Origin of the sequence: Haemophilus parainfluenzae (assembly GCF_014931275.1) — a bacterium.
GTDB lineage: Bacteria > Pseudomonadota > Gammaproteobacteria > Enterobacterales > Pasteurellaceae > Haemophilus_D.
Genome location: NZ_CP063110.1, coordinates 874,720 through 899,714, shown reverse-complemented (window position 1 = coordinate 899,714; position 24,995 = coordinate 874,720). Strand labels below are relative to the sequence as shown.

The window sequence follows — 24,995 nt, the reverse complement described above, 5'->3', positions numbered from 1 at the left end:
ACTCGATAAAAATAAATACGGAAATAACATTATAAAGTGCGGTCAATTTACTCCTTATATTTGTTGATATATTGTTCCTTCATTTCTGGGGTAACCAATTCAAAAGGAATCCAGTTATATTTGGGAATTTCTTCACCAAGCGCTGCCTTGTAGGCCATTTCTGCACTCAATCGTCCTTGTCCTGATGCAGATTGATAAACAGTAGCATCCAATCCATTACCTAAATAAGCTAAAGCATCTGGTGTTGCATCAATTCCTACAATGAGTATGTCTTCATCTTTGAAGCCGAGTTTCTTCGCAGCCAATAAAGCCCCTATTGCCATTTCATCATTATTACTCAAAATAACATTCGCATCTCGGTGAGCTGAAAGCAGATTTTCTGCGACTTCCATACCTTTAGCTCTATCCCATTTTGCCTCTTGTTCTGCGACCACTTTAATTTCAGGATGCTGAGCAAAGATCTTTTTATTACCCTCTGTTCGTTTAATTTGAGCTTCTAACCCCAACGGTCCAAGTAAAATAATGGCTTTAGCTGGTTTACCATTCAATGAGTTAACAATAAATTCACCTTGCATTTCACCGCTTTTAATTTCTTCAGAACCAACGTAGCTCGCTACGTATTGCATGTCTTCTTCATTCGGTTTCACTGTCACCACAATTAAAGGAATCTTCGCTTTTCTTGCTTTTAATCCAATGGCTTTTACGATCTTTTGATCTGTTGGCATAATGATCAAAGCATCAACCTTCGAATCAATAAAATTTTCCACATCATTTAACATCTTGGCGGGATCGCCATTCGCATCGGCATATTTAAATTTAAGATTAGATTGGGAGGTGACAAACTTATCCATGGAATCCTGTAAATAAGTGGGATATTTATCTGCAAGGCTATACATTGAAACGCCAACTACTATCGACTTGGCTAAAATAACTGGGGCAAAAAAGAGACTAATAACTAAAATGCATACCTTTTTTAACATTGTTCATCCCTCCATTAATAAATCTCTTTAGCTTTAACCGGAAGGGTTATCACCCTTCCGTTATTTAGATGAGAAAATCTATTTTTTATATCTCGCTTGATATTCCTCTTTTTTATCTGGTGTAACGAGTTCAAAAGGCACCCATTTCACAGCTGGAACTTTTTCACCTTTTGCAGCAAGATAGGCCATTTCAGCCCCCGCAGAACCTTGTCCAGCAGCTGATTGGAACACTGTTGCATCTAATCCTTTACCTAAATAATCTAAGGCATCAGGTGTTGCATCAAGGCCAACAATTATTAAATCTTCATCTTTAAGACCTAATTTTCTACCTGCTAATACCGCCCCAATCGCCATTTCATCATTATTACTAACAACAACATTTAAATTTTTATTTGCCGCAAGTAAGTTTTCTGCAATTTCTAAACCTTTAGCTCTATCCCATTTACCTTCTTGTTCAGTAAAAATTTTGATATTTTTATGCTGACCAAAAATTTCCTTATTGCCTTGCGTACGCTTAATTTGAGCATCTTGCCCTAAAGGCCCCATCAAGATTGCAGCTTCAGCAGGGTTACCTTTTAAGGTATCAACAATAAAGTTTGCTTGAATACGTCCACCTTCGATTTCATCCGATCCTACATAACTAGTAACGTACTGCATATCTTCATCTAATGGTTTACGATTGATAATAATGAGAGGGATACCGGCTCGTTTAGCTTTTTTGCCAATAACCTTAACAATATTTGGGTCTGTTGGAACAACAAGTAATGCATCAACTTTTTGATCGATAAATGTTTCTGCATCATTTAATAAACGAGCGGGGTCACCATTTGCATCTGCGAGTTTAATTTCCACATCATCATGTGCTTTATCAAACTCACGAATGGCATCTTGAAGATAGGTTTGCCATTTATCAGAAAAGGCAACCATTGGTGCACCAATCACAACATTTTTAGCGATAACAGCTTGAGACGTTAATAAAACTCCACCACAAAGTAATGCAAGCAATGTTTTTTTCATAATGCTACTCCCTTTATTAGTTAAACGAATAACAAAGATTGAAATACAGCTATAATCTCACAATATGCGAATATAAATTTCACCAGTGCGTAATTTGGAATAAATCATCCACATGTATCTATATCATTAAAAGAAGATTTTCTGCAACTGTCATTTTTTGAAAGTGTGAAGTAGATCTTACTTTTTAGTCGAAAATATTTACTATTCGCAAAATCTTCCGATTAATAATAAAAAAATAAGGGGCACTATAATTAAATGCCCCTCATCGAATTACGCTATTTCTTCTACATTAACCCAACGTTTTTGGTGATACGATAATGCTATTGCATCTAACACGCGAGACACCTTATATCCTTCTTCAAAATCAGGATATAAAACACCTTCAGGTGAAGCTAAACCATTTACTAAATCTCTAATCTCCACCGTTTTCTGATCGTTAAAACCAATGCCATGACCTGCGCTCACACAAAAATTCTTGTAATCAGGATGCAATGGTCCAGTAAGGATTGTTTTAAATCCTTGTCTTGCTGGATCTTCATCATGTAAATAAAGCTTTAATTCAGCCATTCTTTCTTGAGTATAAGAAATACTGCCTTTTGTTCCCGTAATCACATAGCTCAGTCCCATTTTTCGTCCACAAGCAATTCGAGACGTTTCAATCGTTCCCATGCATCCATTATCAAATCGAACCAAGGCTGTCGCCTGATCTTCATTCTCTACAGCTAAACGTTCTTGTAAATTATGAGGATTTGGGCGATTTTTAATTACCGTTTGCATATCTCCGATAACAGCACGAACATCCTGCCCTAATAAATACTGAGACATCTGCACAATATGAGCGGCTAAATCTCCCAATGCACCTAGTCCTGCTTTTTCTTTCACGCAATGCCAATCCAATGGTGTATTTTCATTAGCTAAGTAATCTTCATTATGAGTGCCATAAAAATGTACTACTTCTCCAATTTCACCATTAGCAATAATTTCTCTGGCTAATTGAGTCGTTGGATTCTTGATGTAATTAAACCCAACCAAGGTCTTAACATTTGCTTTCTTCGCCGCTTCATACATTAATTTGGCATCTTCTGCAGTGAGAGCTAGCGGTTTTTCAGAGTAAACATGTTTACCATTGGCAATGGCTGCTAATGCAATTTCTTTATGAAGAAAGTTTGGAGTGCAAATATCTACTACATCCACATTTGGATCTTGCACAATATCCCTCCAATCGCCCGTAAAACGATTAAAACCGAATTCTTTTGCCTTTTTCTCTGCTAATTCAGGTGTAATCTCGGCTAAATATTCCAGAACCAATTCAGCATCAAGTGGGAATACTGTTGGAGCCTGAGCATAAGCAATAGCATGGCAACGGCCGATATACCCAGTACCAACCAAACCAATACGAACCTGTTTCATACGATATCCTTACTATTTATTGCATAGAAAAAGAGGAGATAACGTCCTCAATGCGATTATCTCCTCTTCATGATTTAAAAATTATGTTAATTAAAGTGTCGGCATACTAAATGCAGCATTTTCAATTACATATTTATTTGGCCAACGTGTTGTTGTTGTTTTCATCTTCGTATAGAAACGAACACCATCTGGTCCATAAACATTTAAGGTGCTGTAAGATGAGTGTTTCCAACCACCGAAGCAATGGAATGACATTGGTACTGGAATTGGCACGTTAATACCCACCATACCAGCCTGAACGTGATATGCAAACTCACGAGCAGCACCACCATCAGAGGTAAAGATAGCTGTACCGTTTCCATAAGGATGTTCATTAATTAACTTCATTGCTTCTTCAAAGCTTTTTACTCTGACAATACCCAATACAGGTCCAAAGATCTCTTCTTTATAAATCACCATATCGGAAGTGACATTATCGAATAAGGAGCCACCGATAAAGAAGCCATTCTCATGACCAACTGGTTTTTTACCTCGACCATCAACAATAAGTGTTGCACCTTCTTCCACACCAGTTGTAATGTAATTTGTCACATTGTTGAGATGTTGCTGAGTAATTAATGGACCAAAATCCATCTCTTTTTCACCATCTTTTGGAATACCTGGACCATAACGCAGTGCTTCTACTTTTGGTTTTAAAGCTGCCACTAATTTATCTGCAGTTTCATCGTCAATCGTAACAGCCAATGCTAACGCCATACAACGTTCACCCGCAGCACCAAATGCCGCACCTAATAAAGCATTTGCGGTAGATTCAATATCTGCATCAGGCATAATTAATGCATGATTTTTCGCCGCACCAAAAGTTTGTACGCGTTTGCCAAATTCAGAACCAACTTTATATACATGTGCTGCAGCTGGTGTAGAACCCACAAAACTCACAGCATGAACACGCGGATCACGCAATAAAACTTCATTATCATGACGATCACCATGTACTACATTAAATACGCCATCTGGTAAACCTGCTTCTTTTAACAGTTCAGCCAAGCGAATAGATAAGGAAGGATCTGCTTTAGCTGGTTTTAAAATGAAAGTATTACCGCAAGCTAATGCAATTGGGAACATCCACATTGGAACCATTGCAGGGAAGTTAAACGGTGTAATACCAACAGTTACCCCTAGTGGTTGCAAAGATGAATGAATATCGATGCCGCGTCCTGCTTGCTCTGAAAATTCACCTTTTAATAAATGAGGAATACCGCATGAGAATTCAACCACTTCCAAACCACGAGTCAATTCACCACAAGCATCAGAGTAAACCTTACCATGCTCTTCTACGATTAAACGAGCTAATGAATCCCAATCTCTTTCCAACAATTCTTTAAACTTAAACATAATCCGGGCACGACGTAGCGGAGAGGTTGCTGACCAATCAGCAAAAGCTTTATGTGCTACTTCGATAGCTTCATTTACATCATCCGGAGTACTCATAATCACTTGGCGAATTTGCTCACCTGTTGCAGGATTATAAATTGGATGCGCTTTTGTCCCTCTGCTTGGCACTTGTTTACCATTAATAAAGTTATAAACAGTTTCCATTTTGAACTCCTTCATACAGTTTCAGAAATTAAGATGCGATAAATGAATAACAACTTGCATAAAAAACAATACTCATTCTTTAAATCTAGTATAGAGTAGGCAAATAAATTGAACTTTTCAATCCACTTATTAAAATATTGGATATTTTATTTCATTTATGTGATCTATGTCTGATTTTTTAGAAATCTAGCTAGATTAATTCACTGAACGGAGTATTATCTTAAGAAGTTATTCGGCTATTTTAGGAGCATGAAATGAGTTATTTACTATCCAAATCACGAAAAGATCATCCTGAAAAGAATGGTGAAGTACAAAAAATCACCCCAAAAACAGCGAATTGGGAGTACGTTGGTTTTGAAATGTACCATCTACAAGAAGAGCAAGAACTAACTTTTGATACTGAAAATACTGAAACCTGTTTTGTTCTCGTTGCTGGTAAGGCTACTATTGTTACATCCCAAGCTACTTTCGAGCATATTGGTAATCGCGCCTCTCCATTTGAGCGGATTCCACCTTATTCAGTCTATGTTCCACACCAACAAAAAGTACAAATCAAAGCTGAAAGTTATTTAGAATTGGCTGTTTGTAGAGCACCAAGTCAGGGGAATTTACCAATTCGCTTAATTAAACCAGAGGATGTTGGTGTAGAAAAACGCGGATATGGAAATAATAAACGCTTAGTACATAATATTCTCCCTGAAACTGAAACCGCAGATGCCTTATTGGTTGTTGAAGTATTTACAGATGAAGGTAATACGAGTTCTTTCCCTAGCCATAAACACGACGATAAAAACTCTCCGACTGAAACCTATTTGGAAGAAACCTACTATCATCGTTTCTCACCATCACAGGGTTTTGCATTACAACGAGTTTATACTGATGATCGTTCACTAGATGAATGTATGGCAGTGTATGATGGGGATGTTGTTCAAGTACCAAAAGGATACCATCCAGTCGCAACTATTGCAGGTTATGACAATTATTATTTAAATGTTATGGCTGGTCCTGTAAGAAAATGGCGGTTTACTTGGGAACAAGATCATTCTTGGATTAATAGTGAAAAATATGCAGATAAATTTAAATAATTTGAGATATTATCTTTGACTAAGAAAAAATATTTTTCTAAATCTATATAAACAAAAAACCCGACATAACGTCGGGTTTTCTTTTATCAAAAACTTTGATAATTATTCTGCAACAACGATAACATCTAATGTTGCAAATACTTCGCCGTGAAGTTGGAAACGAACATCGTGATCACCAAGAGTACGGATTGGACCGTTTGGTAAACGAACTTCGCTTTTCGCAATTTCAACGCCTGCTGCAGTTACTGCTTCTGCTACATCACGAGTAGTGATTGCGCCGAATAAACGACCTTCATCACCTGCTTTAGATGCGATAGTTACAGAACCTAATGCAGTCACTTGTGCTGCGCGAGCTTGAGCTGCTGCTAAACTTGCTGCTGCCGCTGCTTCTAACTCTGCACGACGTGCTTCAAAGTGTTCAATGTTAGCTTTAGTTGCCATAACTGCTTTACCTTGTGGGATTAAGAAGTTACGAGCGAAACCAGATTTAACATTAACTTGATCACCTACATTACCTAGGTGAGCGATTTTATCTAAAAGAATTACTTGCATTTCCTAACTCCTTCTTAATTGTGATGAGAATCAGAGTAAGGTAATAACGCTAAATAACGAGCGCGTTTGATTGCGCGTGCTAATTGGCGTTGGTACTTCGCACGAGTACCGGTAATGCGGCTTGGTACAATTTTGCCGCTTTCAGAAATGTAGTTCTTTAATGTAGCGATATCTTTGTAATCGATTTCAACAACATTTTCCGCTGTGAAACGGCAGAACTTACGACGACGGAAATAACGTGCCATTTGGCTGTCTCCTAATCTATAAATTCGATTTGCTCGGCATGCAATACTAACTGTGTTAAACCATTTGAGGTTTTATGTGAAGTAATAAACCCCACCACAAGAAGTTTACTGCCGACCGTAATGCTTTGAGTTTTTTCTATTAACTGATTGCCACTGACTTGAACTGGCATCTTTAACCACGCTTGGCGTGATAAACCGCTTTCGACTTGTTCGGAACGATGTTCCAGCCAAAATTGGCAATGCGCAATCCCGTTAGGGCTTTTGCTTCGCTTGGGTAATTGACACACAGTGCCGATTAACGAGAAGCGATTATCAAGTTTTGAATTACTCTTCAGCATCCTCAAAATCGTTGTTTTCAACTTCAGCTAAAGGTTTACGTTCTTCTTTAGCCGCTTTCATTGGGGACGCTTCGGTTACGGCGTGCTTAGTATGGATAACAAGACTGCGTAATACAGCATCGTTATAACGGAAAGTCGTTTCTAGCTCGTCGATGACTTGTTGAGGCGCTTCTACATTCATAAGCACATAGTGTGCTTTGTGTAATTTGTTAATTGGGTACGCTAATTGGCGACGACCCCAATCTTCTAGGCGATGAACTCGACCACCAGCTTCTTTAACAGAACCTGTGTAACGTTCGATCATACCTGGTACTTGCTCGCTTTGGTCCGGATGAACCATAAACACGATTTCGTAGTGACGCATTACTGCTCCTTACGGGTTAATCAGCCTTTGACGTAGATTAGCCACCAATCTGCAAAGGCAAGGAACGAAAAAATGAACGTGGCTAAGGGCGCTGATTATACAGATTTTTTTCTAGACTTCAAATAATTTGTATGCTTTTCAAACAAAAAAAGCCGATATCAACATATCGGCTTTTCTTTTATTTCTAAATTAACGGCTACGGAAAATGATACGACCTTTGCTTAAGTCATAAGGGGTCATTTCTACTGTTACTTTATCGCCCGTTAAGATACGAATATAGTTTTTACGCATTTTGCCAGAAATATGGGCAGTCACTACGTGACCATTTTCTAACTCAACGCGGAACATGGTATTTGGTAAGGTTTCCAAAATTGTGCCTTGCATTTCAATGCAATCTTCTTTTGCCATTTTATCCTCTAAAATTATGATTTTTTTTGACCGCACTTTTTGCGGGTTATAAATGAAAAACGGGCGGATTATAGCCGTTTTTGGCGTTAGACGAAAGATTAAAATAAAATTGAACAGAAAAAAATCACTTTTTTTACTAATTTGTACGTTGTATCAAGACTTAGGAATGATTTACAAAAGAAATACAGGCTCTATAATAACCGCACTTTTCTTATTAAATAGTACTTATGAATTCAAAAAAACACTTAGGCCATACGGCGCGTAAACGCTTTGGTCAAAACTTTTTACATGATACTTCTGTGATTCAAGGTATCGTGGCGGCGATTTACCCACAACCCAATCAATTCTTAGTGGAAATTGGTCCGGGACTTGGCGCATTAACAGAGCCGGTTGGTGAGCTTGTTGATCATCTGACTGTGGTAGAGCTTGACCGAGACCTTGCAGAACGTTTACGTCATCATCCATTTTTACATCAAAAGCTCACCGTTATTGAAACGGATGCAATGCAATTTGATTTTGGTGAGCTTTATACAAAAGAAAATTTAGCAGAAAAAGGGCAAAAATTACGTGTATTTGGTAACTTGCCTTACAACATTTCTACCCCATTGATGTTCCACTTGTTTAAGTATCATGATGTGATTCAAGATATGCACTTCATGCTACAAAAAGAAGTGGTCAAACGCTTATGCGCAGGGCCAAATAGCAAAGCTTACGGTCGTTTAACCATTATGGCGCAATATTTCTGCCAAGTGATGCCTGTGCTTGAAGTACCACCTTCTGCATTTAAACCTGCACCAAAAGTGGATTCAGCCGTTGTGCGTTTAATTCCGCATAAAGAATTGCCACACCCAGTGAAAGATTTATATTGGTTGAACCGTGTTTGCTCCCAAGCGTTTAATCAACGTCGAAAAACATTACGCAATGCACTTTCAACACTATTTTCACCTGAAAATCTGACCGCACTTGGTATTGATTTAAATGCACGTGCAGAAAATTTGGCTATCGCAGATTATGCACGTTTAGCAAACTGGTTAGCGGATAATCCTCCAGCTGATATTAATAAAGATGAAATCTTAGATTCAGAAGAGTAAAAAGAGCGGTCAAAAATGGCAACCTATTTCGTTGGTGATTTACAAGGCTGTTATGATGAATTACAGCTTTTATTAGAACGTGTGAGCTTCAATCCTACGCAAGATAAACTTTATCTTGTGGGTGATCTTGTAGCACGTGGGGATAAATCACTTGAATGTCTTCGTTTTGTTAAATCCCTTGGCAATGCAGCACAAACTGTACTAGGGAATCACGATTTACATTTAATTGCGACCGCACTGGGTATTAAAAAGGTAAAACTGCGTGATCGTGTCGATGCCATTTTTAATGCCCCCGATTTTGATGAACTGATTCATTGGTTACGCCATCAGCCCTTACTTGTGCATAATGAGAAGTTAAACTTCCTGATGGCGCATGCTGGTATTTCGCCTGATTGGGATTTGGAAACTGCGAAATCTTGTGCGGCTGAAGTTGAACAGATTTTACAGCACGGCGATTTTCATTATCTTATTGAAAATATGTATTCAGAACAGCCTGATCGCTGGTCACCTGATTTACAGGGCTTAGCGCGTCATCGTTACATTATTAATGCTTTTACTCGTATGCGTTTTTGCTATTTGGATCATCGCTTTGATTTTGCTTGTAAATCTCCTTTAAAAGATGCGCCAACTGAGCTCACGCCTTGGTTTAATTTAGATAATCCACTTTATAAACAAATTCCCATTGTCTTTGGGCATTGGGCAAGTTTAGTCGATGAGCCAACTCCACCAGGTATTTACGCCCTGGATACTGGTTGTGTATGGAATAATCGAATGACTATGTTGCGTTGGGAAGACAAACAGTTCTTCACTCAAAGTGCTGTCAAAAATTACAGTGATTTTTAAGGAAACACTATGCTCTCGCTTACTACTGAATCTTGTGAACTGTTCAATATTCCTTTCTATCAATTTGCCCAAATGAAAAAATTCTGTCCAGAAGATATTCCGGCAATTAAAGCGGATTACAAATTATATTGGGATAATTGGAAAGCGATTATTCAAGAAGTCGCAAAGCAACTTGGCACACCTTTTGCGAAACCGCATATTGAAAGTTGGACCAATGGCTGGCAAGTACGGGCGCATTTCTTCGCTTATTTTAAATACGAGTTTAACCAAAATTCTGCAGCAATCTTTTCTGTGCTATTAAATCGTCGCCGACTAAGAGTGTGTTTAGATTGGCATTGCTATCGTGCGGATCGCTCACAAATTAATGTGCAACAATATAATCAGTGGCTTGATCAATTTGATTTCAAACAATTTGCTGATTTTGATATTTGGCGAGAGGGCGAAAGTGAATATGATGATTTTCGCCAAGTAAAACAAATGACTAAAAACGATCTTATTTTACGCTCAGAAGAAGATTTTTGGTGCATAGGCAAAAGCATTGAAAAATCAGAGCTCGGTCAAATAAATCCTGTATCTTTTATTACTCAAACAATTCAAGCATTACAACCAATCTACGAATATTGCCATCAATAAAAGTGCGGTTATTTTCATGAAAGTTTTTCGCCCTGTTTAGTTGTTATGTTATCATTACATTAATTTAACATTTTTAACAATTTAAACTTTTAGGAGAGCTTTATGAAAAACGTCGTGATCGTTGGCGGTGGCGCCGGCGGCATAGAGTTAGCGACATTTTTAGGCGACAAATTAGGTCGTAAAAAACAGGCTAAAGTGACGCTTGTGGATCGCAATGCGACCCACTTGTGGAAACCCTTATTGCATGAAATTGCCACAGGTGTGATGGATGATGGCACGGATTCTCTTAGCTATCGTGCACACGGGAAAAACCACCATTTTAGCTTTGAACAAGGTTCAATCACACGTATTAATCGTGAGCAAAAATATGTTGAACTTGCCCCCGTTTATGGGCAAGAAGGCGATATGCTCGTGGTTGCACGTCGTATTCCTTATGATTATTTAGTGATTGCAATTGGCAGTAAATCGAATGATTTCAATACAAAAGGCGTGGCTGATAACTGTATTTTCTTAGACAGCTCTGATCAAGCACTTCGCTTCCAACAAAGAATGTTGGAATTATTCCTTAAATTTTCAGAAAACCGTGCATTAGACGATATTGGTGAAGAAGAATTTAAACAGAAATTAGTCGATGAGAGCAAAGTCAATATTGCGATTGTTGGCGGTGGTGCTACTGGTGTGGAATTAACTGCTGAGCTTTATCATGCGACTGAAGACTTATCTTCTTACGGTTACGGTAAAATTGATAATTCTTGCTTGCAAGTCACCTTAGTTGAAGCGGGGCCTCGATTATTGCCTGCTCTACCTGAAAATTTATCTGCTGCGGTATTAGATGAATTACAAGAAATGGGTGCAAACGTGAAATTAAATACGATGATCACGGAAGCCCAACCAAATACACTTATCACCAAAGATGGCGAAGAAATCAAAGCTGATCTTATTGTGTGGGCTGCGGGTGTTCGCACCTCAACGGTGACACAGCAATTCGATGGATTAGAGCTTAACCGTATCAATCAATTAGTGGTAAAAGATACCCTACAAACCACGGTTGATGACAGTATTTTCGCTATTGGTGATTGTGCGGCATTAATGCAACCAAACGGTAAGTTAGTCCCGCCAAGAGCGCAAGCGGCACATCAAATGGCAAAAGCCTGTGCAAAAAATATCTTTTCACTTTTTGAGCAAAAACCATTAAAAGCATTTAAATACAACGATAAAGGAACCTTGGTTTCTCTTTCAAGCTTTACCGCATTGGGTAGCATTTCAAATAAATTTGGGAAAAACCCACTGACTGTTCAAGGTAAATTTGCACAGTTTGCATATGTGTCTTTATATCGTATGCATCAACATGCTTTGCATGGATGTATTAAGATTGGCTTGATTATTTTAGTGGATAAACTTAACCACTATTTAAAACCAAGATTGAAATTACATTAAGACAAAAAGTGCGGTCAAATTTAACCGCACTTTTTTCATTCCTTAAACTAATTGATTGTTATGCTCATAAGCATAAAGAGTATTAAACATCAGCATGGCAACTGTCATTGGCCCTACTCCACCCGGTACTGGCGTAATATAAGCCGCTTTTTGTATCGCCACATCATATTCCACATCGCCCACTAATTTGCCATTGATACGGTTAATCCCCACATCAATGACTGTTGCCCCTTCTTTAATCCAATCGCCCGGAATAAAACGAGGTTTACCCACCGCCACCACTAAAACATCAGCCTGACGAATATGATGCTCTAAATCTTTCGTGAAACGGTGTGTCACTGTGACAGTAGCGCCTGCCAATAATAATTCAAGCGACATTGGACGCCCTACAATATTTGATGCACCAACGATCACGGCATGTTTACCGTGTAAATCAATACCTGTAGTTTCTAATAATTTCATCACGCCATAAGGGGTGCAAGCACGTAAAGTTGGGATACGTTGGCATAAACGTCCCACATTATAAGGGTGGAAACCATCCACATCTTTTTCAGGGCTAATACGCTCAATCACTGATGTGCTATTAATTTGTTCAGGCAATGGAAGCTGGACTAGAATGCCATCAATGCTCTCATCGGCATTTAATTGGTCAATCAGTTGTAGTAGTTCCGCCTCTGTCGTGGTTTCAGGTAAATCATAGGATTTCGAGACCATTCCAATCTCTTCGCAACTTTTACGTTTACTGCCCACATAGACTCGAGAAGCGGGATCTGCGCCCACTAAAATTACTGCAAGTCCTGGCGCACGTTTACCTTGAGCACAATAATGTTCAATTTTACTGGCAACATCAGATTTGATTTTTTTTGATAGTTCAGTACCTGAAATAATTTGGGCGGTCATGCATTTTTCCTCAAGGTGGCATTAAGTAAACGTTTGCTATTTTAACTGACTACGCCTTATTTTACAAAGACAACAAAAGAGCGGTTAAAAAAACTGGAATAATTTTGAGCAGTTGAAAGAGGAATCTAAAAAATTAATTGACTGAAAAGAAAAGCTCACTATAATTGTGCTCAATCGTCGGCGAGTAGCGCAGCTTGGTAGCGCAACTGGTTTGGGACCAGTGGGTCGTAGGTTCAAATCCTATCTCGCCGACCACTTCTTTTATATTTCCCTCGAAATTCCATACAAAAGATGTAACCCTTGAAATGCGCCCTTAGCTCAGCTGGATAGAGCAACGCCCTTCTAAGGCGTGGGTCAAAGGTTCGAATCCTTTAGGGCGTGCCATAACTCATCTCAAGCTACCATTATTTTTCTAATTTGCTTTTTAACGAAAATAATCAATTCAACACATATTTGGTACAAACAAATAGCGTAAATTCTAGATCTCAAAATAAATTAGTTTAAAAGATGATTTTAAATTCAGAAAAGAAAATATTTGAATGGCGGTGAGAGGGGGATTCGAACCCCCGATGCACTTTCGCACATACACGCTTTCCAGGCGTGCTCCTTCAACCACTCGGACATCTCACCATTTTGAAGTGCGTGAAATATAAAGATTTATCCAAGATTAGTCAAGTTTTTTGAGCTAGAACATAAAAAATCCTATTCCTTTTAGCTAAAATATAAACTCATTCCTTTTTATTGTCGTATTTTTATGCAAATCAAATCACTCTTTTCTAAAAATGTGTTTCTGGCTGTAAAACCATTTAGCGCATTGAAAGAATCTTTCCGTGAAGGTTACGGAAAACAAAAATTGATTAAAGATATTATTGCGGGGCTTACAGTAGGAGTCATTGCGATTCCCCTCTCCATGGCCTTAGCGATCGCCAGCGGTGTTCCACCACAACATGGTCTTTATACGGCTATCGTAGCGGGTATTGTGATTGCATTAACTGGTGGATCGCGTTTCAATATTTCTGGACCAACCGCGGCATTTGTCGTGATTTTATATCCCGTCACCCAACAATTTGGACTCAGTGGTTTGCTCATGGCAACGCTACTTTCGGGGATTATTTTAGTCATCATGGCCTTGTCTCGATTAGGACGACTAATTGAGTACATTCCTCTCCCCGTTACACTGGGCTTTACCTGCGGAATTGGTATTACCATCGGTACATTACAAATCAAAGATTTCTTAGGTTTAGATATTGCCCAAATACCATCTCACTATATTGAAAAAGTACAGGCTATTTTGACCGCACTTCCGACGATTAGCTGGGCTGATACCGCTGTTGGTGTCGTCACCTTATTTGTGCTCACCCAATGGCATAAACTTCGTTTACCTGTGCCTGGTCATTTACCTGCTGTGATTATTGGTACACTGATGGCATTAGCTTTAGGACAATTTGGTTTCTCGGTTGAAACCATTGGTACAGCGTTCCACTACACCTTAGCGGATGGCACAACGGGACATGGTATCCCTAATGTCTTGCCCGAGTTTGCCTTACCTTGGAATATTCCAAACGCACAGGGGGAAATCATTAATTGGAATTTTGATAAAATACAAGATCTCTTACCTGCAGCCTTTTCAATGGCAGTATTAGGTGCGATTGAGTCACTACTTTGTGCGGTCATTTTAGATAACATGACTGATACTAAACATCGATCCAATAATGAACTGCTTGCTCAGGGTTTAGGGAATATTGTTTCGCCATTCTTAGGCGGGATTACCGCAACTGCAGCCATTGCGCGCTCAGCAGCTAATGTGAAATCGGGTGCGGTATCACCAATATCTAGTGTTGTTCATGCACTCTTGGTCTTATTCTCACTGTTATTCTTTGCGAATGCCCTGTCTTACTTGCCACTTTCTTCCATGGCCGCATTGTTGTTAATGGTGGCTTGGCATATGGCGAACGTGCCTGAAATTATTCGTTTGGCGCGTCGTTCCACACAAAATGAAATTGCGGTGTTGTTCACTTGCCTAATTCTCACTGTATTATTCGATATGGTGATTGCCATCTCAGTTGGCGTATTATTGGCGAGCCTCTTATTTATTCGCACCATTGCAGAAATGACAAAAGCTATTGAGCAACCTGCACCAGAAGATCTGAATGATGTGTTAGCTTATCGTATCAGTGGTCCATTGTTCTTTGCCGCGGCAGATAAACTCTTTGCGGATTTGCACGATAAAACCGTACATACGGATCACGAGATCAAACATATTGTATTGCAATGCGATGCCGTGACCGTGCTCGATACGGGGGGCATTCATGCACTCACTCACTTTGTACAACATATGTTGCCACATCAACAAATCTACTTGTGTAATATGCAGTTCCAACCACTCAGAATGTTAGTGAAATCAAACTCTGTTCCTGAATTGCAAAAAATCAACTACGGCTCCGATTTACAAGATGTCTTTAATAAAATTCGTGAGTTTGAACAAGCAAATCCATAAAACAGTGAAAAGCGTGCTAAAATAGGCACGCTTTTTTATCAATAAAAATAAAGGAATTCAGAATGCGTCCAAATAATCGTGAAAATCATCAATCTCGTCCAATTAAAATCACCCGTAATTACACGAAACATGCTGAAGGCTCAGTATTAGTGGAATTTGGTGATACCAAAGTTTTATGTACGGCGAGTGTTGATGAAAGCGTACCGCGTTTCTTAAAAGGACAAAATCAAGGTTGGGTGACAGCAGAATATGGCATGTTGCCACGCTCTACACACAGCCGTATGCAACGTGAGGCCGCAAAAGGCAAACAAGGTGGACGTACCATGGAAATTCAACGCTTAATCGCTCGCTCATTACGTGCCATGGTTGACTTAGAAGCTCTTGGCGAACGTTCTATTACCTTAGACTGCGATGTGATTCAAGCGGATGGTGGTACAAGAACTGCTTCTATCACTGGTGCAGCAGTGGCTTTATGTGATGCTATCAACGGTTTAATCGCTAACGGCACATTAAAAACCAATCCAATCAAAGGTCTGGTTGCTGCAATTTCGGTTGGAATTGTTGAAGGTGAAGCCGTGTGTGATTTGGAATATGTGGAAGATTCAGCCGCCGAGACAGACATGAACGTTGTTATGATGGAAGATGGCCGCATGATTGAAGTACAAGGTACTGCAGAAGGTGAACCATTCAGCCACGAAGAATTACTCACCTTATTGGGCTTAGCAAAACAAGGCTGCGAACAAATCTTCGCTGCACAACGTGAAGCATTAGGTTTATAGGAACAAAAAATGGAAAGCTACAAAATCGAATTTATTAAATTCGCGCTGAGCCGCCAAGTGCTCAAATTTGGTGAATTTACCCTAAAATCAGGTCGAAAAAGTCCTTATTTTTTCAATGCCGGATTGTTTAGTACTGGCGCAGATCTTGCTCGCTTAGGTGAATACTACGCGAAAGCAATTCAATCAAGTGCGGTCGATTTTGATGTCATTTTTGGACCTGCCTATAAAGGTATTCCGATTGCGACGAGCGTTTCCATAGCACTATTCAATCAATTTAATCGTGATACACCGGTTTGCTTTAATCGCAAAGAAGCGAAAGATCACGGTGAAGGTGGTAATTTGATCGGTAGCCCATTAACCGGCAATGCATTGTTAGTCGATGATGTCATCACTGCTGGCACGGCTATTCGTGAATCTATGGCACTTCTTGAAGCCAATAACGCCAAATTAGCGGCTGTCTTTATTGCATTAAATCGTCAGGAAAAAGGCAAAGGGGAACTTTCTGCCATCCAAGAAGTAGAACGAGACTATCAATGCCAAGTGCTTTCCATTATTGATTTCGATGATTTAATGCAATTCATTGAAAACGAAGCCGATTATCAGCAATATTTGCCAGCGATGCGTGCTTATCGTGAAAGTTATGGTGTGTAATTCATCACTTGAAAAATAAGAATAAAGCCATATTAATGTAAGGGCAGACATTTGCGTCTGCCCATTATTGTCAAAAGACCTTTTTGACCGCACTTTAGGGGAAGAGAATGTATTTTTTTGGAAAGATTATCGGGGTTATTTTAGGCTTTAAATGGGGTGGCTTTTTCGGTGCCATCGCTGGACTCATTTTAGGCTCAATCGCAGATAAAAAACTTTATGAGATGGGTTCTGTTAACTCCAGCTTTTTTAAGAAAAAAACAACCCGACAAGCGCTTTTCATGCAAACGACTTTTGCAGTACTGGGCCATTTAAGTAAATCCAAAGGTCGAGTGACGGAAGAAGATATTCAACTGGCCAATCAGTTGATGAACCAGATGCAATTAGATGAGAGTCATCGCAAACTTGCTCAAGAGGCATTTAGTCGAGGTAAAGCAGCAGATTTTCCACTACGTCAGGTGATTCGCGAATTTCGCATTGGATGTGGACAACGAGCTGATTTACTGAGAATGTTCTTGCACGTACAAGTGCAAGCCGCATTTGCTGATTCTCAATTACATGAGTCGGAAAAAGAAGTGCTTTATGTGGTAGCCGAAGAACTTGGTCTTTCCCGTATGCAGTTTGAGCAAATGCTGGCAATGGAAATTGCGGCTCGTCAATTTACTCAAGGTGGATTCTATCGCCAATACCAACAAGGCGGTTATCAACAGCAAGGTGGCTACCAATACCAACAACAAGGTAGTTACCAACAATCTTCTGGCCCAACATTAAGTGATGCTTATAAAGTATTGGGCGTGAGTGAAAGTGATGACCGTAATGCCGTAAAACGTGCATATCGTCGTTTAATGAATGAACATCATCCGGATAAATTAGTGGCTAAAGGCCTACCGCCAGAAATGATGGAAATGGCCAAAGAAAAAGCGCAACAAATCCAAGCTGCTTACGATTTAATTTGCAAAGTGAAAGGCTGGAAATAGTGCGTGTTATCCTAGCCCCCATGCAAGGGGTGCTCGATCCTTTCGTTCGCCAGCTTTTAACCGAAGTGAATGAATACGATCTCTGCATCACCGAATTTGTCCGCGTGGTGGATCAACTCTTACCTGAAAAGGTCTTTTATCGTCTTTGCCCTGAACTTAAAAATCAGGGCTTTACCCCTTCTGGAACACCTGTTCGCGTCCAACTTTTAGGTCAACATCCGAATTGTCTTGCTGAAAATGCCCATCGTGCTATTGAGCTAGGCTCACATGGTATTGATTTAAATTGTGGCTGCCCTTCCAAAACTGTGAATGGTAGTAACGGCGGTGCCGCACTCCTAAAGCAACCTGAATTAATTTATCGTGCTACACAAGCTCTACGACAAACTGTACCAAGCCATTTGCCTGTCAGTGTGAAAGTGCGATTAGGTTGGGATTGTACTTCACAAGCTTTTGAAATTGCCGACGCAGTACAACAAGGTGGCGCCACTGAAATCACCATTCACGGCAGAACCAAAGCCGATGGGTATCGTGCCGATCGCATCAATTGGGAGAAAATCGGTGAAGTGAGATCTCGCTTAACAATCCCAGTAATTGCTAATGGTGAAATTTGGCGTTGGGAAGATGGTCAAGCATGTTTGAAAGCGACAGGTTGCGAAGATCTAATGATCGGGCGTGGTGCATTAAATATCCCAAACTTAAGCCTTGTACTTAAACAAAATTGCGAAAAAATGCCTTGGGCGGATATTCAAAAAATCTTACAAAAATATGCAGAAATGGAAAACTTCCATGATTCTGGTTTTTATCATGTTGCCCGCATCAAACAATGGCTACGCTATCTCAATAAAGAATATCCTGAAGCGGACATCGTTTTTGAGCGAATTAAAACTAGCAAAACTGCAGAAGATCTGAGAGAACGACTCTGTCAGTGCTAAAAAAGTGCGCTCAGAATAGACGGCTTTTTTAGCATTATCCCCTCTCGTACGATGAGTTAAACACTCAAATAAAACTTGACCAAAATCAAAAAGTTATCATACAGAACCAGTAGAATCGATGAGGCATATACCACAAAAAAGGAGAGGTGCCTTATGAAGACTCGTCTATTGCTTTCTAGCTTACTTATCGCATTAAGTGCAACATCATTTGCCCAAACGCATAAAGCGCATTGGTCTTATAATGGGAAAGAAAGCCCTGAACATTGGGGTGATTTGCTCACCGAATATCAAACCTGTAAGCTAGGGAAAGTTCAATCGCCAGTTAATCTTGAAGCAGATAATGGCATGAAAGTGGCAAATAAACCACTTAAGATGAATTACTTCCCTGCGGAGTATCAAGTAGAAAACAATGGACATACCGTGCAAGTCAGTGTTGCACAAGAAAATGCACCATTTATTATGCTCAACAATAAACCATTTTATTTAAAACAATTTCACTTTCACACACCAAGTGAACATACCTTTAAACGCCAACATTATCCTTTAGAAATTCATTTTGTCCATCAAAGTGAAGATAAAGCGTTAGCGGTTGTTGCCGTAATGGTGAATGAAGGTGACGCTAATCCAGCATTAGCGCCAGTCGTTGAGAAAAAACTCACCGTTGGACAAAAAGAAAAATTGGCTCAACCACTTGATATTCAAGCACTAATGCCAAAAGAGATGGCACGCTTCCGCTTAAATGGATCGCTCACTACTCCACCTTGTAGTGAAAACGTGGCTTGGACCATTTTTAAAGCCCCAATTCAAGCAAGCAAAGCACAAATTGCCGCGATAGAAGAGATGGAAGGGAAAAACAACCGCCCAACGCAACCATTAAATCAGCGTGATGTGGAAGTTGAACAATAAATAAAAAATGCGTGGATAGTTTCCACGCATTTTTTATTCGATTAGAAGAGATTAAAGGTGAATGTTGCCATCATAGATATGAGTCGCATCACCCGTCATATAAAGCGGCGAACCTACGCCTTCCCACTCAATAAGCAAGCTACCACCAGGTAGATCAACCTGCACTTTGTTATCAAGTAAACCTTGCATAATTCCAACAGCCGCTGCAGCACAAGCACCACTGCCACACGCTTGCGTTTCACCTGCACCACGTTCATATACACGCAATTTAATGTGGTTACGATTGACGACTTGCATAAATCCAGCGTTTACCCTTTCCGGAAAACGTTCGTGATTTTCTAATAATGGACCTAACTCTGCTACATTGGCCGTTTCAATATTGTCCACTTGAACAACGCAATGTGGATTGCCCATTGATACTGCACCACAAAGCACCGTTTGAACATCGGTACGTAAAATATAGTTTTTTTCAAATTTGTTGGCAGTAAAAGGAATTTTATTGGGTTCCCAAATCGGCTCGCCCATATTGACGCGAATTTGCCCATCTTCTTTTACCGTTAAAACCATTTTTCCTTTTTGCGTGCTTACTGCAATATCCTTTTTATTAGTCAGCCCTTTTAAGGTGACAAAACGCGCAAAACATCTTGCCCCATTTCCACATTGCGACACTTCACTACCATCTGCATTGAAAATACGATAATGGAAATCTAAATCTGGATCATAAGGTGGCTCAACAATTAAAAGCTGATCAAAACCAATACCACGATGACGATCGGCTAAGCGTTTAATGGTTTCAGGGGTAAAATAGGCATTTTGCGTCACAGCATCAACAACGACAAAGTCATTGCCAAGGCCATGCATTTTGGAAAACTGCATGTTTCCTTCCTTGATTTGAAAATTTTTTGGCATTATAGAGAGCAATAAGCCGAATGGCAAATAGCCAGAATAGACAAAGTGCGGTCAAAAAACACTTTATTTTCTCACCGCACTTTTATCATTACATCCAAGCGTTATTACGGATAATCCCTACTGCAATCCCTTCAATTTCAAAATGAGGCTGTTCTTCAAGATTAACGACAATCGGCTGAAACTCTTCATTTTCTGCATGCAGATAAATAACTGAACCTTTGCGTTCTAAGCGTTTTACTGTCACTTCATCTTCAATTCGTGCAACAACAATCTGTCCATTTCGCACATCTTTTGTGCTATGTACGGCAAGAAGGTCACCATCTAAAATGCCGATATCTTTCATGGATTGGCCATATACTTTTAATAAAAAGTCAGCTTGTGGTTTAAACATATTAGCATCAACACGATAGGTACCTTCAATGTGTTGCTCCGCTAAAATAGGTTCCCCTGCTGCCACGCGACCAATGAGCGGTAAGCCTTCTTCTTCCTCATCATTTGCACTGTCATCAATAATGCGAATACCGCGAGAAGCCCCCGCAACAATTTCAATTGCACCTTTACGAGCAAGTGCTTTTAAGTGTTCTTCCGCCGCATTAGGGGATTTAAAGCCTAATTCACGAGAAATTTCTGCACGAGTTGGCGGCATACCCGTGGTTTCTAAATGGCGTTTTAAGAGTTCCAGCACTTCTTGTTGTCTGGCAGTTAATGGTCTCATATACACTCCTGTTACTTTATACAGAATAACTGTTAGTATATACAGAAAGATGGCGATTGCAACAACTATTTTTTAGCGATAAAAGTGCGGTCAATTTTTTTCATATTTTTGACTGCTCATCATAAATCGCAAATGTAAATTTTTAGAATTTGACTGGTCGAATGTGTTAAAATGCCCGACAATACCTAGAAATGTCTAACAAAAAGAGAATATTAATTATGTCTGGCATCGTAAGTACTTATCGTAAATTATTAGAATTACCGCTTTCGGTTTTAGTAAAAAATAATCCTATTCCCGCTCAACCCATCGAAGAGCTTCAACTCAATATCAATCAACCTATTCTTTATGTTTTACCTTATACCTCTCAAACTGACTTCGTGATTTTCCGTCGTAACTGTTTGAGTGTAGGTTTGCCTGATCCAGCTGAAAAGAATGTGATTGATGGCGTAGCATTACCACGTTATGTCTATTTAGACGAAGGTCGCCGCTTTTTTAAATCAAAAGGCGCAAAAGATGAAACCGCCAAAGTCTTCAATAAATACTTAGAACTGCACCGTGATGCAGCTGATTTAGATGTACAACTGATCCCAGTTTCGGTGCTTTGGGGACGTTCACCAGGTAAAGAAGATAAAGCAAGCTTACCCAATCTTCGCTTATTAAACGGTATTCAAAAAACCTTTGCGGCAATTTGGTTTGGACGTGATACTTTTGTGCGTTTTTCTCAAGCGCTTTCTTTGCGTTACATGGTAAATGAGCACGGTTCAGATGAAAAAATTGCGCAAAAACTGGCTCGCGTGGCTAAAATGCACTTTGCTAAACAACGTATTTCCGCGACAGGGCCTCGTTTGCCAAACCGCGAAGCGATGTTTAATAAGCTATTAAATTCCCAAGCAATTCAAAATGCGATTGAAGATGAGGCAAAATCAAAAAATATCAGCCGTGAGAAAGCCTATGCTGAAGCCGAAAAAATTCTTCATGAAATCGCGGCTAATGTAAGTCATTCAAGCCTTCGAGCAGCGGATCGTTTCTTACGTTGGTTATGGAACAAACTGTATTCAGGGATTGATGTACAAAATGCGGACCGCGTGCGTAAATTAGCATTAGAAGGGCATGAGATTGTTTATGTGCCTTGTCACCGTAGTCACATTGACTATTTATTACTTTCTTATGTGCTCTATCACCAAGGTCTTGTACCTCCACACATTGCAGCAGGGATTAACTTAAACTTCTGGCCAGCAGGTCCTTTATTTCGTAGTTGGGGAGCATTTTTTATTCGCCGTACGTTTAAAGGCAACCGCCTTTATTCTGCGATTTTCCGTGAATATTTAGGGGAATTATTCCACCGCGGTTATTCCGTCGAATACTTCATTGAAGGTGGTCGTTCTCGTACAGGTCGCTTGCTTGCACCGAAAACTGGTATGATGTCGATGACACTACAAGCGCTTCAACATAACCAAACACGTCCAATTTCTGTAGTGCCCGTGTATATCGGTTATGAGCACGTATTAGAAGTAGATACTTACGCGAAAGAATTACGTGGTGCAGCGAAAGAAAAAGAAAATGCGGGCTTAGTTTTACGTGTGATTAAAAAATTACGTAATTTAGGTCAAGGCTTTGTGAATTTCGGTGAGCCAATTACACTTTCCAATTATCTCAATCACCATTATCCAGAATGGAAAGAACAACATCATGAAGATAAACCTCACTGGTTTAACCATGCGGTTGGGTCTATTTCTAATCAAGTGATGGTGAATATTAATAAAGCTGCAGCTGTCAATGCGATGAATTTAGTGGGGACCGCTCTCCTCTCTTCTCGTCAACGTGCGCTTTCTCATGAGCAACTATTAGAACAACTCTTTAGTTATCAAAAAATGTTAAAGAATGTACCGTATTCTACTGATGTGGTACTCCCAACTGATACACCAAAAGCGATGCTTGACCACGTATTAAGCTTAGATCGCGTAGGTGTATTAGTTGAAAAAGATAACTTTGGGGAAATTATTCGTTTAGAGCGTAATTCTGCTGTTCTCATGACGTATTACCGCAATAATATTCAACACTTATTTGTATTACCTTCTCTTGTTGCGAGTATCGTTTTACATTATGAAGCGATTCAAAAAGATTTATTATTGGATGCGGTACGTAAAATTTATCCATTCTTAAAAGGCGAACTCTTCCTTCATTTCAATGAAGAAGAATTAGATACACAAATTAAAGCCATTATTGATGAATTTGCGCGTCAAGAAGTTATCCAAGCCAATGATAATTTCTTATCTATCCACCGCGCTAAAGTTCGTATTTTACAACTTTGGTCTGCAGGTATGCGTGAAATCTTACAACGCTACTACATTACTGTAAGCATTTTACGTAGAGATCCTGGAATTGCCCGTGGTTTACTAGAAAAAGAAAGCCAATTGGTAGCACAGCGCCTTTCTGTATTACACGGTATTAACGCGCCTGAATTCTTCGATAAAGCGGTATTCTCGGCCTTTATTGCTCACTTGAAAGAAGAAGGCTATTTCGATGATGACAAAGAAAAATTACACGAGCTTGCCACAATTTTAGAGCATTTGATTTCTAGCGAGATTTGCTTAACGATCAACGGTGCTGCAGATAAAGCAGATGAAGTTGAGATTGAAGTAGAAGAAGAGGATAAATCAAATAAAGATGAATAATCTTTATCTCTTTAAAGGATAAAAAAGGCGTGTTAAACACGCCTTTTTATTTACACCATGATTTGTCGTCTTACCAAAAAGCTTCCGATGTTATTTTATGTAACATTTTCTTCTAAAAATCCTTTATGATCCATCTTGAATTTCAACGCATTATGGTGTTAAATCTGCACACATTATAAGGTTATAAAAAAATATAAAAATAAGCTGTAGGAATTTATGTGCCAATTACTCGGAATGAACTGCAATACGCCGACGGATATTGTCTTTTCTTTTGAAGGTTTCCGTCGTCGTGCTGGTCTTACTGATTGCCATTCAGATGGCTTCGGTATCGCTTTTTTTGAAGGTCGTGGTGTGCGTATTTTTCGCGATAACCACGCTGCATCTCAATCCCCGATTGCAGATTGTGTAAAACAATACAACATTAAATCGCTCAATGTGATTGCCCACATTCGCAAGGCAACACAAGGCGGTGTAACTATTGAAAATACCCATCCCTTTATTCGTGAAATTTGGGGACAAAATTGGGTGTTTGCTCACAACGGTAATTTAAAAGAATTACCGGATATGTCTGAGAGTTTCTGTCAGCCTATTGGCTCGACCGATTCAGAAGCTGCATTTTGTTATATGGCAGAATACTTAAAAAATCGTTTTCGCCGTAAACCTTCTGAAATGGAAATCTTTGAAGCCATTCAAGATATTACTAAAGAGCTATCACAAAAAGGCACCTTTAACTTCATTCTTTCAAATGGAGAATGGATGATTGCCCACTGCTCAACCAATTTGCATTACTTAACGCGTAAAGCTCCTTTTGGTAAAGCTCACCGAATTGATGATGATGGCGTCATCGATTTTAATGATTACGCAAAAGATGGCGACAAAGTCACCATCATTACGACTTTCCCGCTCACCAAAGATGAACCTTGGGTCAAAATGGAACATGGTGGTTTCGTTTTCTTCAAAGAAGGAGACAAAATTGCTGAGATCGTCGGTGTGGCTAAAGAAATGGAAGATGATGGTACATTAGGCAATCGAGCTGCAGCCTAATAACAAATCAC

The 24,995-nt window shown here is 39.5% G+C and carries 25 protein-coding genes and 3 tRNA genes; 15 read left to right on the top strand and 13 right to left on the bottom strand.

What is annotated here, in order from left to right:
- Positions 1 to 47: 47 nt before the first annotated feature.
- The 4 genes from INQ00_RS04460 to INQ00_RS04445 all read right to left on the bottom strand — a co-directional run bounded on the left by INQ00_RS04460 (position 48) and on the right by INQ00_RS04445 (position 5,006).
- Positions 48 to 980 carry a sugar ABC transporter substrate-binding protein gene (locus tag INQ00_RS04460; RefSeq protein ID WP_197547419.1) on the bottom strand — a complete coding sequence of 311 codons (933 nt, stop codon included), beginning with the start codon at positions 978 to 980 and terminating at the stop codon, positions 48 to 50.
- A gap of 78 nt (positions 981 to 1,058) precedes the next feature.
- On the bottom strand, positions 1,059 to 1,997 hold the full coding sequence (locus INQ00_RS04455; RefSeq protein WP_178165100.1) for a substrate-binding domain-containing protein: 939 nt from the start codon (positions 1,995 to 1,997) through the stop codon (positions 1,059 to 1,061).
- Positions 1,998 to 2,267: 270 nt separating this feature from the next.
- Positions 2,268 to 3,407, bottom strand: coding sequence for a Gfo/Idh/MocA family protein (locus INQ00_RS04450; protein ID WP_197547418.1), 1,140 nt, complete (start codon positions 3,405 to 3,407; stop codon positions 2,268 to 2,270).
- A 90-nt stretch (positions 3,408 to 3,497) separates the two neighbouring features.
- Complete coding sequence (locus INQ00_RS04445; RefSeq protein ID WP_197547417.1) at positions 3,498 to 5,006, bottom strand: CoA-acylating methylmalonate-semialdehyde dehydrogenase; 1,509 nt, start codon at positions 5,004 to 5,006, stop codon at positions 3,498 to 3,500.
- 254 nt (positions 5,007 to 5,260) lie between these two features.
- Between INQ00_RS04445 and iolB the strand changes: the two genes are divergently transcribed.
- Positions 5,261 to 6,091, top strand: coding sequence for a 5-deoxy-glucuronate isomerase (gene iolB, locus INQ00_RS04440; RefSeq protein WP_014064776.1), 831 nt, complete (start codon positions 5,261 to 5,263; stop codon positions 6,089 to 6,091).
- Between the two features lie 102 nt (positions 6,092 to 6,193).
- On the opposite strand, the gene rplI is transcribed toward iolB, so the two are convergent.
- The 5 genes from rplI to infA form a co-directional block, all read right to left on the bottom strand.
- The gene (rplI, locus tag INQ00_RS04435) at positions 6,194 to 6,643 is read right to left on the bottom strand and encodes a 50S ribosomal protein L9 (RefSeq protein ID WP_197547416.1); all 450 of its coding nucleotides are present in this window, start codon (positions 6,641 to 6,643) and stop codon (positions 6,194 to 6,196) included.
- Positions 6,644 to 6,657: 14 nt separating this feature from the next.
- Positions 6,658 to 6,888 (bottom strand): 30S ribosomal protein S18, encoded by a 231-nt coding sequence (gene rpsR / locus INQ00_RS04430; protein WP_005696867.1) that lies wholly within the window; start codon positions 6,886 to 6,888, stop codon positions 6,658 to 6,660.
- An 11-nt stretch (positions 6,889 to 6,899) separates the two neighbouring features.
- Positions 6,900 to 7,226 carry a primosomal replication protein N gene (gene priB / locus INQ00_RS04425; RefSeq protein WP_005627623.1) on the bottom strand — a complete coding sequence of 109 codons (327 nt, stop codon included), beginning with the start codon at positions 7,224 to 7,226 and terminating at the stop codon, positions 6,900 to 6,902.
- Positions 7,213 to 7,590, bottom strand: a complete 378-nt coding sequence (rpsF, locus tag INQ00_RS04420) for a 30S ribosomal protein S6 (RefSeq protein ID WP_197547415.1) — start codon at positions 7,588 to 7,590, stop codon at positions 7,213 to 7,215. The genes priB and rpsF overlap by 14 nt, the downstream gene beginning before the upstream one ends.
- 189 nt (positions 7,591 to 7,779) lie before the next feature.
- Positions 7,780 to 7,998, bottom strand: a complete 219-nt coding sequence (gene infA, locus INQ00_RS04415; RefSeq protein ID WP_005627617.1) for a translation initiation factor IF-1 — start codon at positions 7,996 to 7,998, stop codon at positions 7,780 to 7,782.
- Positions 7,999 to 8,225: 227 nt separating this feature from the next.
- On the opposite strand from infA, the gene rsmA reads away from it, so the two are divergent.
- The 4 genes from rsmA (at position 8,226) to INQ00_RS04395 (ending at position 12,002) form a co-directional block, all read left to right on the top strand.
- Positions 8,226 to 9,089 (top strand): 16S rRNA (adenine(1518)-N(6)/adenine(1519)-N(6))-dimethyltransferase RsmA, encoded by an 864-nt coding sequence (rsmA, locus tag INQ00_RS04410; protein WP_005630864.1) that lies wholly within the window; start codon positions 8,226 to 8,228, stop codon positions 9,087 to 9,089.
- Positions 9,090 to 9,104: 15 nt separating this feature from the next.
- Entirely contained in the window at positions 9,105 to 9,932 is an 828-nt protein-coding gene (gene apaH / locus INQ00_RS04405) for a bis(5'-nucleosyl)-tetraphosphatase (symmetrical) ApaH (RefSeq protein ID WP_197547414.1), read from the top strand.
- Between the two features lie 9 nt (positions 9,933 to 9,941).
- On the top strand, positions 9,942 to 10,565 hold the full coding sequence (locus INQ00_RS04400) for a glucose-6-phosphate 1-dehydrogenase family protein (protein ID WP_197547413.1): 624 nt from the start codon (positions 9,942 to 9,944) through the stop codon (positions 10,563 to 10,565).
- A 102-nt stretch (positions 10,566 to 10,667) separates the two neighbouring features.
- Positions 10,668 to 12,002: an NAD(P)/FAD-dependent oxidoreductase gene (locus tag INQ00_RS04395; RefSeq protein WP_197547412.1), complete on the top strand. Its 1,335-nt coding sequence runs from the start codon at positions 10,668 to 10,670 to the stop codon at positions 12,000 to 12,002.
- 42 nt (positions 12,003 to 12,044) lie between these two features.
- Here the strand turns inward: INQ00_RS04395 and folD are convergent, their stop codons facing one another.
- Positions 12,045 to 12,902, bottom strand: a complete 858-nt coding sequence (folD, locus tag INQ00_RS04390) for a bifunctional methylenetetrahydrofolate dehydrogenase/methenyltetrahydrofolate cyclohydrolase FolD (RefSeq protein WP_197547411.1) — start codon at positions 12,900 to 12,902, stop codon at positions 12,045 to 12,047.
- 178 nt (positions 12,903 to 13,080) lie between these two features.
- Here folD and INQ00_RS04385 point away from each other — a divergent pair.
- A tRNA-Pro gene (locus tag INQ00_RS04385) sits at positions 13,081 to 13,157 on the top strand.
- Positions 13,158 to 13,209: 52 nt separating this feature from the next.
- Positions 13,210 to 13,286, top strand: a tRNA-Arg gene (locus INQ00_RS04380).
- A gap of 156 nt (positions 13,287 to 13,442) precedes the next feature.
- On the opposite strand, the gene INQ00_RS04375 is transcribed toward INQ00_RS04380, so the two are convergent.
- Positions 13,443 to 13,532 (bottom strand) — tRNA-Ser (locus INQ00_RS04375).
- A 124-nt stretch (positions 13,533 to 13,656) separates the two neighbouring features.
- On the opposite strand from INQ00_RS04375, the gene dauA reads away from it, so the two are divergent.
- The 6 genes from dauA (at position 13,657) to INQ00_RS04345 (ending at position 19,641) form a co-directional block, all read left to right on the top strand.
- Positions 13,657 to 15,399, top strand: a complete 1,743-nt coding sequence (gene dauA, locus INQ00_RS04370; RefSeq protein ID WP_197547410.1) for a C4-dicarboxylic acid transporter DauA — start codon at positions 13,657 to 13,659, stop codon at positions 15,397 to 15,399.
- A gap of 62 nt (positions 15,400 to 15,461) precedes the next feature.
- Positions 15,462 to 16,178, top strand: coding sequence for a ribonuclease PH (gene rph, locus INQ00_RS04365; protein ID WP_049365314.1), 717 nt, complete (start codon positions 15,462 to 15,464; stop codon positions 16,176 to 16,178).
- A gap of 9 nt (positions 16,179 to 16,187) precedes the next feature.
- The gene (gene pyrE / locus INQ00_RS04360) at positions 16,188 to 16,829 is read left to right on the top strand and encodes an orotate phosphoribosyltransferase (protein WP_197547409.1); all 642 of its coding nucleotides are present in this window, start codon (positions 16,188 to 16,190) and stop codon (positions 16,827 to 16,829) included.
- A 107-nt stretch (positions 16,830 to 16,936) separates the two neighbouring features.
- A complete protein-coding gene (djlA, locus tag INQ00_RS04355; protein WP_197547408.1) occupies positions 16,937 to 17,803 on the top strand; it encodes a co-chaperone DjlA in 867 nt (288 codons plus the stop codon).
- Positions 17,803 to 18,735: a tRNA dihydrouridine(16) synthase DusC gene (dusC, locus tag INQ00_RS04350; RefSeq protein ID WP_111316051.1), complete on the top strand. Its 933-nt coding sequence runs from the start codon at positions 17,803 to 17,805 to the stop codon at positions 18,733 to 18,735. The genes djlA and dusC overlap by 1 nt, the downstream gene beginning before the upstream one ends.
- Before the next feature lie 153 nt (positions 18,736 to 18,888).
- Positions 18,889 to 19,641 carry a carbonic anhydrase gene (locus INQ00_RS04345; RefSeq protein WP_111316052.1) on the top strand — a complete coding sequence of 251 codons (753 nt, stop codon included), beginning with the start codon at positions 18,889 to 18,891 and terminating at the stop codon, positions 19,639 to 19,641.
- Positions 19,642 to 19,692: 51 nt separating this feature from the next.
- On the opposite strand, the gene dapF is transcribed toward INQ00_RS04345, so the two are convergent.
- Both dapF and lexA read right to left on the bottom strand, forming a co-directional pair.
- Positions 19,693 to 20,517, bottom strand: coding sequence for a diaminopimelate epimerase (dapF, locus tag INQ00_RS04340; protein ID WP_032822603.1), 825 nt, complete (start codon positions 20,515 to 20,517; stop codon positions 19,693 to 19,695).
- A 121-nt stretch (positions 20,518 to 20,638) separates the two neighbouring features.
- A complete protein-coding gene (gene lexA, locus INQ00_RS04335) occupies positions 20,639 to 21,265 on the bottom strand; it encodes a transcriptional repressor LexA (RefSeq protein WP_005698192.1) in 627 nt (208 codons plus the stop codon).
- A 218-nt stretch (positions 21,266 to 21,483) separates the two neighbouring features.
- On the opposite strand from lexA, the gene plsB reads away from it, so the two are divergent.
- Both plsB and INQ00_RS04325 read left to right on the top strand, forming a co-directional pair.
- Positions 21,484 to 23,940, top strand: coding sequence for a glycerol-3-phosphate 1-O-acyltransferase PlsB (gene plsB, locus INQ00_RS04330; RefSeq protein WP_197547407.1), 2,457 nt, complete (start codon positions 21,484 to 21,486; stop codon positions 23,938 to 23,940).
- Positions 23,941 to 24,156: 216 nt separating this feature from the next.
- Complete coding sequence (locus INQ00_RS04325) at positions 24,157 to 24,984, top strand: class II glutamine amidotransferase (protein WP_111316086.1); 828 nt, start codon at positions 24,157 to 24,159, stop codon at positions 24,982 to 24,984.
- Positions 24,985 to 24,995 lie beyond the last annotated feature (11 nt).